The sequence below is a fragment of the Endoryza foliicola genome (assembly GCF_050589245.1).
GTDB lineage: Bacteria > Bacteroidota > Bacteroidia > Chitinophagales > Chitinophagaceae > Endoryza > Endoryza foliicola.
Window position 1 is genome coordinate 246,121 of sequence record NZ_JBOBEW010000001.1, and the last position, 13,755, is coordinate 259,875.

Sequence of the window (13,755 nt, forward strand, 5' to 3'; positions counted from 1 at the left end):
AAACTAATTGTATGTATTTACAGAGAAGAAATAGAATCCTTCGTAAATCAGCGGCCATCAGAGCCTTGGTAAATGAAACCATTCTTACACCAAATGATTTCATTGTTCCCTTGTTTATTATTGAAGGAACGAATCAAATCTCTGAAATCGCTTCAATGCCCGGTTATTACAGAAAAAGTTTAGATTTAACCGTGAAGGAAGTAAAAGAATTGTGGTCAATGGGATTGAAGTCGGTATTGTTATTCATCAAGTGTGAAGATGCTTTAAAAGATAATAAAGGTACGGAAGCACTCAACCCAAATGGATTGATGCAAAGAAGCATTCGCGCCATCAAAGACGCTGTTCCTGAAATGGTGGTGATGACAGATGTGGCGCTGGATCCTTTTTCCAGTTATGGTCACGACGGTATTGTTGAGAACGGTCAAATCGTAAACGACCCTACTGTAGAAGTGTTGGCGAAGATGAGTGTGAGTCATGCGGAAGCAGGCGCCGATTTTGTAGCTCCCAGTGATATGATGGACGGACGTATTGGCGCCATCAGAGCTGCTTTGGAAGAAAGCAATTTCACTCAAACGGGCATTATGAGTTACAGTGCCAAATATGCATCTTGCTTCTATGGTCCGTTTAGAGATGCATTGGACAGTGCGCCCGGTTTTGGCGACAAGAAGACCTATCAAATGAATTATGGAAATCGCCTTGAAGCCATCAAAGAAACGGTGATGGATGTTGAAGAAGGTGCCGACATTGTGATGGTAAAACCCGCATTGAGCTATTTGGATATTATTAGAGACATTAAGAATGAAGTTGAAGTACCGGTAAGTGCGTATAATATCAGTGGAGAGTATGCGATGATCAAAGCGGCGGCGGAAAAAGGTTGGATAGATGAGAACAAAGCCATTTTAGAAACGCTCACTTCTATTAAGAGAGCGGGCGCAGATTTAATTGCCACCTATTTCGCGAAAGAAGCCGTACAATTAATAATTAATAATTAATGATTTGAAGTTGCGAAGCAACTTCAAATCAAAGAATTAGTAAAAGAAAACGCAGATGTATAGCATTGAGAAAAGTAAGGAATTATTTGCGAGAGCACAGGAGAGCATTCCCGGTGGAGTGAACAGTCCGGTAAGAGCATTTAAGAGTGTAGGCGGAACGCCTTTGTTCATCAAGAATGCCAAGGGAGCTTATTTATATGATGTTGATGGAAACCAATACATCGATTACATCGCTTCTTGGGGACCAATGATTCTGGGTCATGCTTTCGAACCCGTAGTGAAGGCCATTCAAGAATACGCTGTTTATTCAACTTCTTACGGTGCTCCAACGGAATTGGAGATCAAGATGGCAGAACTCATTAAATCAATGGTGCCCAATGTTGATTTGATTCGAATGGTGAGTAGTGGTACCGAAGCTTGTATGAGTGCGATTCGATTGGCGAGAGGATATACCGGTAGAAATAAGATCATAAAATTTGAAGGTCATTATCATGGTCACTCCGATTCATTCTTAGTAAAGGCAGGAAGTGGTGTAGCTACTTTTAATATTCAAACCGTTCCCGGGGTAACTGCCGGTGTAGCGAATGATACATTGACGGCTGCCTATAATAATTTAGAAGAAGTAAAGGCATTAGTAGCTGCTAATAAGAATGAAATTGCAGCGATCATTGTTGAACCGGTTGCCGGAAACATGGGATGTATTTTACCACAGCCCGGTTTTTTGGAAGGATTAAGAGCGATCTGTGATGAAGAAGGCATCGTTTTCATATTTGATGAGGTAATGACCGGATTCCGTTTGTCTACCGGTGGAGCTCAAGCGCGCTTGAACATCAATGCCGATTTGGTGACCTACGGAAAAGTAATTGGTGGTGGAATGCCGGTGGGTGCTTTTGGAGGCAAAAGAGCCATCATGGAGAAAATTGCTCCACTGGGAGGGGTGTACCAAGCAGGTACATTGAGTGGGAATCCGATTGCTATGATTGCGGGATACACCTTGTTATCTACCCTAAAAAACAATCCAAACTTACTTTCTGAACTGGACGAAAAAACCGCGTATTTACATAAAGGATTAGAAAAAGTATTAGCCGCACATGGCAAACCCTATCGTATTAATAGATTGGGATCAATGATCAGTGTGCATTTCAGCGATCATGATGTAATTGACTTTGCAACAGCAGCGGCTGCGAACAATGATAAATTCAAGGCTTTCTTCCATAAAATGCTGGAGAAGGGAATCTATTTGCCGCCTTCACCTTTTGAAGCGTGGTTCTTGAATAATGCATTGAGTTATGAGGATTTAGATAGAACGATTTTAGCGGCGGAGCAAAGTTTGGGAGATATATAGATGAAGAGTGTTTTATTACTTTAAGACTTTTTGTTAGAATGGACTCACCGCAGAGTCCGCTAAGACCGCGAAGGAATCGCGAAGTTTTTTGAACCGCAGCGGCGCAGCGATCGCAGCGGTTTCGCAGCGAAAAGTCATTACCTCTGCCTAAGGCGAAACAACTCCGTGCCACCGTACCTCAGTGGTTTGTATTCCACCGCGCAGCGGCTTTGCGATCTTAAGTAAACGACTTTTAGAGCTTCAAGCTGTCAAAAACTTAAATAACCACAATCTCTACGACCTCCAACCTCAAAACCTTTGCGCTACGGCTGTTCCTCCGCGAAGCGGTCTATTCTTCAGTATTTACTTCTCAAAAAACACCTTTAATACAAAGCGGTATTAGAAATAATGGGACATGCTTTTGCCTCGGCAATAGTTACTTTAATTTGAGTGGTTTTAACCGGATCAATGCTTAAAATTCTCTTATAACCGATCGTAGTTCCTTCACCTACCTTCTTCCAGGAACCATCTACCCATGCTTCTACATAAAATGATTTTACACGTTGTCCCAATTTGATGTACTCTTGGAGTACAACATACTTCACCGTTTGCTCTTTTGCCAACTTTATGGTATAGCTGCCGGTGGTTACATTGTCATTGGTAGTCCAGTACGTATTTTTATTTCCATCGGTGATATTGGCCGGAGCAAAACTTGCAAGTTTACCTCGGTAAGAAGAAGCTGTAACAGCCGCTTTCGCCGCTACATTATTTGCGAATGCGTTGTCAACTAATTCTTTAAAGCCCAACAAACTCTTCACATCATTTTCGTGAAAGACCCCTCTTCTATCGGGAGGCACATTCAATAATAGCGTGGAGCCTCTACCAACAGAGGTCAAATAAATATCGAATAATTGTTGAGGTGTTTTTACTTTATCATTCTCCGATTCATGCCAAAACCAACCCGGACGAATTGAAACATCCACCTCAGCAGGCACCCATTTGGTACCATCGGCTGACCCGGTTTGTAATAAAGCTTCCATTCCTGATTTACCCGCATAAAGGGAATCTGTTGTAATTGTATTCCAGTTTGTTAGTCCTGCAATTCCACTTTCATTGCCAACCCAACGAACGCCAGGACCTGCGTCACTGAAGAAAATGACATTGGGTTCCATTTTGCGAACGAAGTTTAAGGTAGTAGGCCAATCGTAGTAGGTAGCTCCATCAATTTTTCTTTTCTCTCTGGCGCCGCCATAAAAGCCGTCACCTCCATTGGCTCCATCGAACCACATTTCAAAAACAGGTCCGTATTTAGTAAACAATTCTTTCAATTGATTACGGTAATAGGTAACATAAGAGGGGGTGCCATAATCGGCTCGGTTGCGATCCCATGGTGAAAGGTAGACACCAAATTTCAGTCCGTATTTTTTTGCAGCGTCGCGTGCTTCCCGCACCACATCGCCTTTACCATTTTTGTAAAGACTGTTTTTAACCGAATGCTCAGTATATGCAGATGGCCAGAGGCAGAATCCATCATGGTGTTTACAAGTAAGAATCATGGTTTTGAAACCTGCCTTTTTCAATGTAGCGGCCCATTGATCCGTATTAAGTGCAGAAGGGTTGAACACCGTTTCGCTTTCATCGCCATAACCCCATTCTTTGTCGGTAAAGGTATTGGTTGTAAAATGGATGAATGCATTGGTCTCCATTTCATGCCACTGAATTTGAGCGGCTGTTGGAATAGGATACACGGGTTTAGGGGCTTTGTTGTTTTGCGCCACTAAAGTATGTGCCCAAAACAACGAAACGAATTGCGCACTCAAAAGGATCAATTTTTTCATGAAGAAAAATTTAGGAAAATGACAATACAAATCGCTTGGTTTCAACCTTACTTAAGTATTAAAAAATTGAAACCTCTACAGGATGAAATTATTAATAATTGAATTCACTTCAACAATATTAATTTTTTCGAAAACTAACAGGAATTTTTCCTTAAGAAGGAACGAAACAATTGAAGTTTGAGTAAAAGGCATAAAAAAGGGTCGTATAAAAATACAACCCGTTCAAATCTAACAACCTTGAGAAAAATTAAAACCCGTAAACAACCATAAGAATACAAACTAAAATTTATCGGGAAGAGACAAGAATGGAGTCTTGCCATCCGTTAGTATTAGTTTTGAATTACTACTATTTGAAAGTGCTCTAAATGCTTCAATCTGTCTGAGTTTAAGAATTGATGGAGTCAATGTTTTATTGATAGTATCATTGGCTCGTCTAGTAGCATCTGCCTCAATTCGCATTGCATTTGCTTTACCTTCTGCTTCGATTTCTAAAATTCTCTTCTTAGCTTGTGCTTGAATGATGGCGGCATTTTGTTCTCCTTCGGCTTGAATGCGAGCAATTTCTTTTTTACCCTCTGCTTCAATAATTCTTCTTTCTGCATCTCTCTTTTCCCTTTCCTTCACGAATTCCATTCTTTGTGCGTCTTGTTCTGCTTGAAGTTTTTCTTCAATGGTTCTAGCAAGACCTTCCGGTAGGCGAATGCTCTTCATTAGTACATTATCGATCATGAAACCCTTAGGCTCCAATATCTCACTCATTTGCTTTCTAATTGCTTGCTCAATTTGAGCGCGCTCTCCACTGTGCATGTCTTTAGCTAGGAACTTAGCTGTAACATCGGCAGCAGCTGAACGGAATACAGGAAGAATTACTTCTGATTCGTAGTTCAATCCAATGTTTTGAACAATTTTCGGGGCTGCTTCCGGCTTCAAACGATAAAGAATTGAAATTTCGCAACGAATGGTAAGGCCTTCTTTAGAAGGCAGATCCGGCTTCACTTCAATATTTACCGTTCTAGTAGGAACCCTAATGATTTTGGTAGTAAATAAATTATAACCCGCTGCACCTTGCTGAACGTATTCGGGATCAATTTTACCAAGTCTTCTTTTGACGCCTACTTCACCTTGACGAACTACCGTGCATGAATACAAGGCAATGCTTGCAAAAACTGTAAGTGTAATTAGATGTTTCATAGACAAACTGTTTAATACTATTAAATATGGAACCCATTCGTTCAACACAAACACCAATCAATAGTTGTCATTTTCAAGGATTGAAATTTCATTTAACACACAGTTAACTGATCACACACAAGCACACACAAATTTCAATCGCCCTAAATGAAGGCCCAGCGCCACATTCAATGGTGTAGACTTCAAAAAAGAATATCATAACATATACTACAACGTTATATATTCTAAACAACATTCAATAGTTAAGAGAGAGAAGCAAGAGGTGAAACAACTTTCGAATACAAAGAAAAAGAAGGTTGGCTGAAATAAAAACAGGGCAGAACTTATTTAATTCACTTTTAATTTGAATGGCTTTTTAGATCACAAATTGTTAAAGAAAACCAAATACTCTAAAGCGGATGCATCTTCCGAAACTCAGGCAGGACAATTGTTTCAGAAGGCTATAAATTAAGTTAGAAGCGATTAATTGTTATTCCTTGATATAAATTTTGTTATGTCCTGCCCCATCAGAAAGCATGAGGCGAGACCCATCAACAGCATATTTTGTTTTTGCTTCTTGTCCACTAGAAGGATCAACGAATACGATCATTCGATCTTCTGTTCGATACTTCAATGATTGTTTTTGAGAAGAGTCATTGCTTTCAAAGCTTTGACCGCCGCCGCTTCCGGCGCTTTGTCCCGCCCATGTAGCAAATACTCCGTCTGCTGTAAATTCAATAAATGTTTCAGAAGAGAAAGACCCGAAATTGTCGCCGGAACCGCTTGTGATGACTTCTGTGTTTTTCCAAGTTCCGAAAATTCGATTGTCTAAATTAGATGTTTGCGAAGGCTGTTCCATGTTGTCGTTGTTAGAAGCAGGAGGTGTTGTTTGAGTTGCAGTTGATGCATCACTTGCTACCGGTTCTTTTGATTCAACGTTGGCTGGTTCTGTTGGAGCTGTGGCGCTTACTTCTTTGTTGGTAGTGGTTGCGTTACAAGAGAACAGTAGTAAGCAAGTTGCTAGTGCCAAACGATGCATAGAATTGATTTTTGTAAAAGTACAATTGAATAGTAAAGCGCTACTACCTGCATTCAGGTAATTTGAATAGACGCAGCTATTAGTCTAAGAGAATAGATGATAACGTGTTGTACTATTAAAGAAAAGGACCTCAAACATTTCATGGCATACTAGTTATTGAGTGATGACGCTATATAAAAGTGTATTCCTCTATCCAAGCGACTCCTCCGACCGATATTTTGAGCTTGGACCCTCGAGGTCCCTGAGTATCCCGAAGGGATTTTCGAAGGGCCGATGAAGGTCCAGCGAAAAATATCGATACTTTAATAAAAAAATGCGGCGTCATTCCGAACGACTGAGTTTGCAAAGCAAACGAAGGAGAGAGGAACCTCGGAACGGGTTTTTCAGAGAGAATCCGATTTCGAAGCATTGGCGCTACATGCTATTAATTGTTAGGTAATTGAGTTGTTGAGTTTTTAAAGTTCTTAAGTTGCTGCGCTATTGATGAATGGCACTCATGTTCGCGCATCAATGCAAAAGCACAAGGTACAGCCAGTATCTTGTTCAAAGCCTCAAAAACTAAATAACTAAACCACTTAAAAACTCACCAATGAGTTTTGTAAAAAAAACTGTTTCCAAAGCGCCTCTACTATGACAACGCGTTTTGAGGTCCCTCTCTCGCTGCGGCTGCTTCGCAGCCTCGCTCGTTCGGGATGACAGGATTTTTTTAATAACAACCCAGATTTCTCGCATCCTTCTTCAGGCCTTCGGCCTTGCGAATCATGCTCGAAATGGCTTCGGACATCATTTTCGGCAGAGATGGACGAATGGTACTTAAAAAATGAAATTATTTTAAATATATAAGAAGTATGTAACGGATTAAATGTAGGAGAAATGAAGCTTGCTTTATGATACCATCAGTTTCTCTTGATTAGCCAATAGCACAACTTGTTAGATAAGAATCCTGCTTTATGGAGTATTTTTTTCGAAATCAGTACTTCTTGTGTTTCTCTTTTAGAGGAGCGGTATTGATTCCGTTGGCTTCTAATTTTCGGGTAGCATCGTCTTCAATTCGAACCTTCAATTCGAAGAGGGTTTCATCGAATACAACATGCTTGTCGAGCATGTAAGTGATCTCATACTCTATTTCTTCCCAAGTAGAAATGTGGGCGTGATTGTGTTGTAGTTGCGCTTCAAGTTTATCGAGTGCGTTGGCTACTTTTGCTTCATAGGTTTCTTTTGCTTCGAATTCGTAGAAGAGGTCGTAGATTTCTTGTCCGTTGGTATGAGTAAGCGCTGCTCTAATGTTTTCGATAGCTTTTCGTTCGCGTTCTATTTTATCTTTCTTCAGTTCAGGATTGCGGAGTACTTCGGTAAGGGGTGTATCTTTTGCTTCTGCTTCTACGAGGTCGTGAATGATGATCATTTTGAGTAAGCGAGCTGTATCTACTTTCTTGGTTAAGAGTGGCTCAATCAGCACTGCCATCAACGCCATTCTCCAGGTATGTTCTGCCACGCTTTCTTGTCGTCCGGTAGAGGTATAGCTATGGCGCAGCTCGTCTTTCAGTTTCTCAGCGAGCTCGAGCACTTTGAGGATGGAGGAGATGTGTTGTTTCATGATGGAGAAGAAGAGTAAAATTAAGGGCTTGGGGGGATATAAGGGACCAAAATTCCCTGATGGTTAGGAAGTTGGGACTCTAACCAACTGTGCAGGAAGAATTATTAAAATAAAAAAGGTCACACAGAACTGTATGACCTTTTGAAGCTCCCCCTTCAGGACTTGAACCTGAGACCCTCTGATTAACAGTCAGATGCTCTAACCAACTGAGCTAAGGAGGAATACCTTTAAATGGGTTGCAAAAATAGGAATTTTCTGATTTCTGCAAAGTATTCTAATGCAATTTTTTAGCTTTTTTAGAAGAAAAATCCTTTCTCTCGGGCTACCCATACCCCATCTTCCCTAAGCTCTACTGGCCAACGTTTTAGATAATATCCTTCTCCCGTTACATTTCTGCCCGTTTCCATGTTGAATTTATACCGATGCAAGGGGCAAACTACGTTGCCCAACGCGTCGATCCAACCCTTACAGAAATAGCCCCCGGCATGCGGGCATTTTTGAGCAAAAGCGAATAATTTTCCGTTAAAACGCCCCAAACAGACCGTTTTTCCTCCTACTTCCAGCTCCAGAATGCCATTTTCAGGGAAAATCAACTCCTCTTCACTGGCGGCCACTTTGAACCATTTATAGTTGGGATCGCTCATTAATAGAAAAATTCACTTTTGTATGGGTAGCGAATTCGGTACATCTCACGAACCTTGTAAAGAATACTGGTTCTTAGCAGATCAATGTTTTGTTTTTCTGTAGCCGACACAAACACACAATTGCCCTGCAACTGATTCTCCCAACGTTCCTTTAATTCTCTCAGAATTTCCGCCTTCACATCATCTTCCAACCACTCGTCGAAGGTTTGCTTCTCGTATTGATCCATTTTATTGAAGATGGTAACAATGGGCTTATCGAAAGCTTTTATATCCTGTAATGTGCTGTTTACAACTCCTATTTGATCCTCATACTGAGGATGAGATACGTCCACAACATGTAACAGTATATCGGCCTCTCTTACCTCATCTAGGGTACTCTTGAAACTTTCCACCAAATGGTGAGGCAATTTTCGAATAAACCCTACGGTATCACTTAACAAGAAAGGAGTGCTTTCAAAAACCACTTTTCTAGTAGTAGTATCCAAGGTCGCAAACAACTTGTTCTCAGCAAACACTTCACTCTTACTCAATACGTTCATCAAAGTAGATTTGCCAACGTTGGTATACCCAACCAAGGCCACTCGAATGAACTCGCCACGGTCTTTTCGTTGAATATAGCTCTGCTTATCGATTTCCTGCAATCTTCTTCTGAGCAATGCAATCTTCTCTTTAACGATACGACGGTCGGTCTCAATTTCCGTTTCCCCCGGACCTCTTGTACCAATACCACCACCCAAGCGTTCCAAGTGTTTCCACATTCCTTTCAATCGAGGCAACAGATATTGGTATTGAGCCAACTCTACTTGTGTTTTGGCCTGCGCTGTCTTCGCTCTGCGGGCAAAGATGTCAAGAATCAGGTCACTTCGATCGATGGTTTTTACTTCGAGTACTTTCTCTATATTCTGAATTTGAGACCCGCTTAGTTCATCATCAAAAATCACCAGATTAATCCCCTTGCTTTTTACATAGTCGCGGATTTCTTCCAGCTTCCCTTTACCAACAAAAGTGCGTGAATCAGGGTGAGGAAGCTTTTGGTAAAACCATCTAACGGTTTCCGCACCGGCTGTGCTGGCAAGAAATGCTAATTCTGCCAAATACTCTTTCACCTGTACTTCGGTTTGGTCTTTATGTACCAAGCCAACCAGCACTGCTTTCTCCTCTTGCTGTATTATATTCTTCTTATCTAACAATTGCTTTTAATTTATGCTACAAAAATAAAAAAACCTGTCGGGCTTTACCCAACAGGTTTCGATACTATCTTAACGATTTTAAAGTCCGCTGATCGTAAAGCCCACTTGGAAAGGGCGAATATTAGGTCCGAAACCGTCTTTAATAAATGCATTTACTTGATAACTTGCATAAATGCTATAAATACCGTAACCTGCTCTTGCCATCACACTTAATCTAGTATTATTGAAATAAGACTTCGATTTTTCTTTCAAGGTATATCCGTTGATCAAGCCACCACTTTTACTTTGATAGGTCTTATTCTTCGTACTTGCACTTAAAAGTGTTCCGATTTTCACCCCAATAGCCGCTTTCCAACTTTTGTTTGGATTTTCAGGATCTTTTGAAAAACGCAACTCAATTGGAGCCTCCAAATAGGTAGTGTTCAATTTTACTTTTTTGAAATGGTTGGTATCTGCTTGGTCAACAAAACCAAGTTTGTTTGCCAATTTCCCGCTCACGTCAACATAAGTTTTATTGAGATACATCGCGTCGAAACCTAAGCCGGGTCCAAATGCCACACTGATACGAGGATCTGTTTTGAAAGGGAAGTCCAACATAAAGTACATGTTGAAGCTTCTTGAAAATCCTTTGGTAGCAATGGTATCAGGCTTGCCGATCCAGTTATTGTATCCCAATTGCAGCAAAATGTGATCTTTAGATCGGTTTCCGAGGTTTACTTTACTCCAGTCTTTTTTGGCTTTTTTTACTGCGCTTGAGTCCTGAGCACGGGCTTGTAAAAAGCTACCCGCAACTACTAACAGAACAAAGAGTTGCTTCATATTCTTTAATTAAAAATCAAATGTATTTCCTAAGGGGTTAATGAAAGGTTAAGAATACCTCAAGCGGGCAAAAATTCGAGGGTTTAAACCCTTTTTCGCCTGTTTTAGGGCGTTTTCTTGATAATCAGGATCAGAATTGGCCATCAGGTCAATTTCGAAACTTCAGAAAATCAGTTCTTTAGCTTTTGAAAACCACTTCGGACAGGCGCAAATTTCCTTTTTTTGAGCCAAATAAACTAATTGATTTCGGATTCTCTTCAAACTTGAGTCGATCTTCCACTATTCAAGCCTTTTCCACTAAAAATCCGTGGCGAAGGGTATAGTACTGATTGGTACGCTTAGATACATTCACACTTTCAAACAACAGGCTTGCCCCCGTCTGTTTTCTTAACACCTTAATCAATGAACATGAAAAAATGGTCCATTTTAGCATTATTACTTGTCGCTTCAAACTTCCTGTTTGCACAACTTTATATCGGAGGAAACTACAAACGATTCGTACCTGCTAATGATTCTGCCAAATACACTTACAATACCGGTGGAGGTTTTGAACTTCAAGGTGGTGTAGGTCTAGGGAAAAAAGGATTTTCACTCATTGCTACTGCAGGCATCGATATATTCAGAATCAACCATAAAACAAATAGCGAGAAAAAAGACGGATGGTTATTCTTGATGGGAGGCTTGAGAAAAGATTTTCTAATCGGAAAGGCAAAGAAGAAAGGCTATGGCGATGAGAAGCAGCAATCTTTCTTTGTAGCAGCAAACTATGGTGCATCTGCAAGTAACTATACGGCAAGAATGACAAACGATGCTAAAAAATCGTTGAGCACAAAAATTTGGAATGCCGGAGTTGGTTTACACTTAAGCGGTCTTGAGTTTGCATACTTCTATCAAAACTTACAAGATGTAAAGAGAGGTGGGTGGATGCCTGTTCACCAATTCAAAATTGGAATATTGCTGTTAGGAAATTAAATAACAGCACTACTTCGGCCCCTTAATAAAATCTGCCAACAACTTCATCCTGTAATAGAGATTGCTGAGCATAAGCGAAGTATTGTTCTTGGTGGATAGAACGGAGTTCTTGTTCATTTTCTTAAGATTCTTGAGCTCCTCTATTTTCTCATCAATTTTATCGATCAATTTCTCAGCAGTCCAGCCAATGTATTTTTTGTTTCGATCGTCTTTTACATGATAGGGCTCAATGGTTCCGGGCTTTAGCTTATTGAATTTGAAGTTTTCATCTATTGCTTTTTTGATCGATTCGTTGGATAACAAATCAATCATAACATCCGGAGATACTTCATTCAAATAAGCATTGTGAAAAATATTGAGATTATTGATGAGCTCACGAATCACCAACTTTTTCAATACGTCATTCGTTTTCCCTTCCTTATGAAGAAAACTCAACAGATCTTTTAAAGGACCAATGCCCGTTTTGAGCCACTCAAAATTCATTGCATAAATCTAATGAATACCTTCTGAATTTTATAAACAGACTTACTTCCCCACCAAAATCAACACCTTCTGATACTTGGTTAAAGCCGGACTGCCATTGTCTTTCACTTCTAATACCAATTCTAAAATTTCTCCTTCTTTAGCTGTAGCAGGTACAGTTATCTTAATTGATAAAGAGTTAGGATCACTGATGCTTAATTGTGTTTGATTGGTAAACGACCTCAATTGCCACCATTTAAATGAAACCTTGTCATTATCAGGGTCAGTGATTGTTGCTTTAATATTCCAACTGGTTCCGGGCTTCATCACCACTTTGTATAATTTATCAAGCTTGATAATTGGATGATGATTTGCCTTTTTAAAATCATCGCTTACCGACCAACGCATGCGTGCCGCAAAATCATTTTGCGCAGCAGGAAAGAAATTGGGATAGGGAATTCCTTCATTCGCTTTTTTCGCCCTTTCCGCAGCACTGCTAGCCGTAATCAGCATTCCCGAGTTGGCTGCCAAAGTAGCACTGTCGGGCAATTGCATGAAGTTTGGATTTGATTCAGACGCTGTTAACTGACGACCTCCCCATCCTCCATTGCCCCCTCTCCAATAGGCCAGCAATCCGTTATCAAGCAAGTTCATAAAAGTAAACGTATCCCCCTCTCCTAGCCAAGAGCCTTTTTCTTGAACCGGCAACCAAACGATGTATCCCATGGCCCTGAGTTCCTCATTGGTTTTATCAGGAACACCAAAATAATCAAACACATCACCCTTTACCATCTGCTTTCCATCGCCCCAAACTCTGTACAATGAACCAAAGGGTCCTTTAGAAGAAACGTTTTCCTTCATCCAAGAGGTGGTAAGAAAATAAGCATTCTCTTCAGTTGCACTCAACTGTGCCCCATATGCGAAATTTGCTGCATTCTTGAATTCTCTGTATTCTACATCCGGCCAATTCGGTTTAATGTATTTCTCATAGGTTCCGTCTTGATCGCCCGATGGCAATATCACTAACTTTTTACTAACCTTCTTACGAATAGCATCCCAACCGGCCTTAGCCTTAAACTCGTCTTCAATCGATTTTAATGCGCGTGCAATGGTACTTTGCCCACCCCAAGCGGTTACGTATAGTGGTGAAGCATTGTTGTCTAATAACAAGCTCTTGATCCAATTAGACCCTTCACTGTCTTTAGAGATATCGCCATCAAATTCAATATTACCCCATTTGATAACCGACTTCAGATACGATGGTTTTGGGTAATTGGAATGATGTTTTATTAAATTCGGGTAAACCTTCTCGTAGGTCTCTACTGCATCGTGAATGAACCGTTCTTTGGGGTCCCAGCGATAACGCTCACAGGGGCAAATTTTCAAACCAAATCTGGTATACTCTCTTCCTTCTACATACCATTTGGTTCCTTTACCGTCGCCTGTCCAATGAAAACCACTGCTGGCATAGATCAATCCTTCTACTTTTACATCTGTGCTGTACAGCAAGAAGCGAATGAGAGAATTGGCGTCATCCAGCTCCGGATCGGCTGTAATCACTACTCTTGGCAAGAGATTATTTTGGGCAACTTGTGCTTTTACGACTGCGGTGAAGAAATACATTAGTGAAAAGAAGAGCAAGAATTTGCCGATAAGCAAGAATTGCTTTTTCATATGCAAGAAAATTGATTGAATAAGTACCTAAATG

Annotated in this window: 12 protein-coding genes and 1 tRNA gene; 3 read left to right on the forward strand and 10 right to left on the reverse strand. The window is 40.5% G+C overall.

What is annotated here, in order from left to right; genetic code table 11:
* Positions 1-11: 11 nt before the first annotated feature.
* Positions 12-992, forward strand: a complete 981-nt coding sequence (gene hemB / locus ACQ2HE_RS00995; RefSeq protein WP_430895411.1) for a porphobilinogen synthase — start codon at positions 12-14, stop codon at positions 990-992.
* Between the two features lie 55 nt (positions 993-1,047).
* Positions 1,048-2,337 (forward strand): glutamate-1-semialdehyde 2,1-aminomutase, encoded by a 1,290-nt coding sequence (hemL, locus tag ACQ2HE_RS01000; protein WP_430895409.1) that lies wholly within the window; start codon positions 1,048-1,050, stop codon positions 2,335-2,337.
* Between the two features lie 362 nt (positions 2,338-2,699).
* Here the strand turns inward: hemL and ACQ2HE_RS01005 are convergent, their stop codons facing one another.
* The 8 genes from ACQ2HE_RS01005 to ACQ2HE_RS01040 form a co-directional block, all read right to left on the reverse strand.
* Positions 2,700-4,154 (reverse strand): alpha-L-fucosidase, encoded by a 1,455-nt coding sequence (locus ACQ2HE_RS01005; protein ID WP_430895407.1) that lies wholly within the window; start codon positions 4,152-4,154, stop codon positions 2,700-2,702.
* Between the two features lie 279 nt (positions 4,155-4,433).
* Entirely contained in the window at positions 4,434-5,345 is a 912-nt protein-coding gene (locus ACQ2HE_RS01010; protein ID WP_430895405.1) for a prohibitin family protein, read from the reverse strand.
* A gap of 469 nt (positions 5,346-5,814) precedes the next feature.
* A complete protein-coding gene (locus ACQ2HE_RS01015; RefSeq protein WP_430895402.1) occupies positions 5,815-6,363 on the reverse strand; it encodes a hypothetical protein in 549 nt (182 codons plus the stop codon).
* 970 nt (positions 6,364-7,333) lie between these two features.
* The gene (locus ACQ2HE_RS01020; RefSeq protein WP_430895400.1) at positions 7,334-7,960 is read right to left on the reverse strand and encodes an HD domain-containing protein; all 627 of its coding nucleotides are present in this window, start codon (positions 7,958-7,960) and stop codon (positions 7,334-7,336) included.
* Positions 7,961-8,107: 147 nt separating this feature from the next.
* Positions 8,108-8,181 (reverse strand) — tRNA-Asn (locus tag ACQ2HE_RS01025).
* A gap of 75 nt (positions 8,182-8,256) precedes the next feature.
* Positions 8,257-8,604, reverse strand: a complete 348-nt coding sequence (locus tag ACQ2HE_RS01030; protein WP_430895398.1) for a Rieske (2Fe-2S) protein — start codon at positions 8,602-8,604, stop codon at positions 8,257-8,259.
* Positions 8,604-9,794, reverse strand: coding sequence for a GTPase HflX (gene hflX, locus ACQ2HE_RS01035; protein WP_430895396.1), 1,191 nt, complete (start codon positions 9,792-9,794; stop codon positions 8,604-8,606). Before hflX ends, ACQ2HE_RS01030 begins: the two co-directional genes overlap by 1 nt.
* A 78-nt stretch (positions 9,795-9,872) precedes the next feature.
* A complete protein-coding gene (locus tag ACQ2HE_RS01040) occupies positions 9,873-10,613 on the reverse strand; it encodes an outer membrane beta-barrel protein (protein WP_430895394.1) in 741 nt (246 codons plus the stop codon).
* Between the two features lie 408 nt (positions 10,614-11,021).
* Here ACQ2HE_RS01040 and ACQ2HE_RS01045 point away from each other — a divergent pair, with 408 nt between their 5' ends.
* Positions 11,022-11,585 (forward strand): hypothetical protein, encoded by a 564-nt coding sequence (locus tag ACQ2HE_RS01045; RefSeq protein ID WP_430895392.1) that lies wholly within the window; start codon positions 11,022-11,024, stop codon positions 11,583-11,585.
* A 9-nt stretch (positions 11,586-11,594) separates the two neighbouring features.
* Here the strand turns inward: ACQ2HE_RS01045 and ACQ2HE_RS01050 are convergent, their stop codons facing one another.
* Positions 11,595-12,068, reverse strand: a complete 474-nt coding sequence (locus ACQ2HE_RS01050; protein WP_430895391.1) for a hypothetical protein — start codon at positions 12,066-12,068, stop codon at positions 11,595-11,597.
* A gap of 42 nt (positions 12,069-12,110) precedes the next feature.
* The gene (locus ACQ2HE_RS01055; protein ID WP_430895389.1) at positions 12,111-13,721 is read right to left on the reverse strand and encodes a nucleoside hydrolase-like domain-containing protein; all 1,611 of its coding nucleotides are present in this window, start codon (positions 13,719-13,721) and stop codon (positions 12,111-12,113) included.
* Positions 13,722-13,755: the final 34 nt, after the last annotated feature.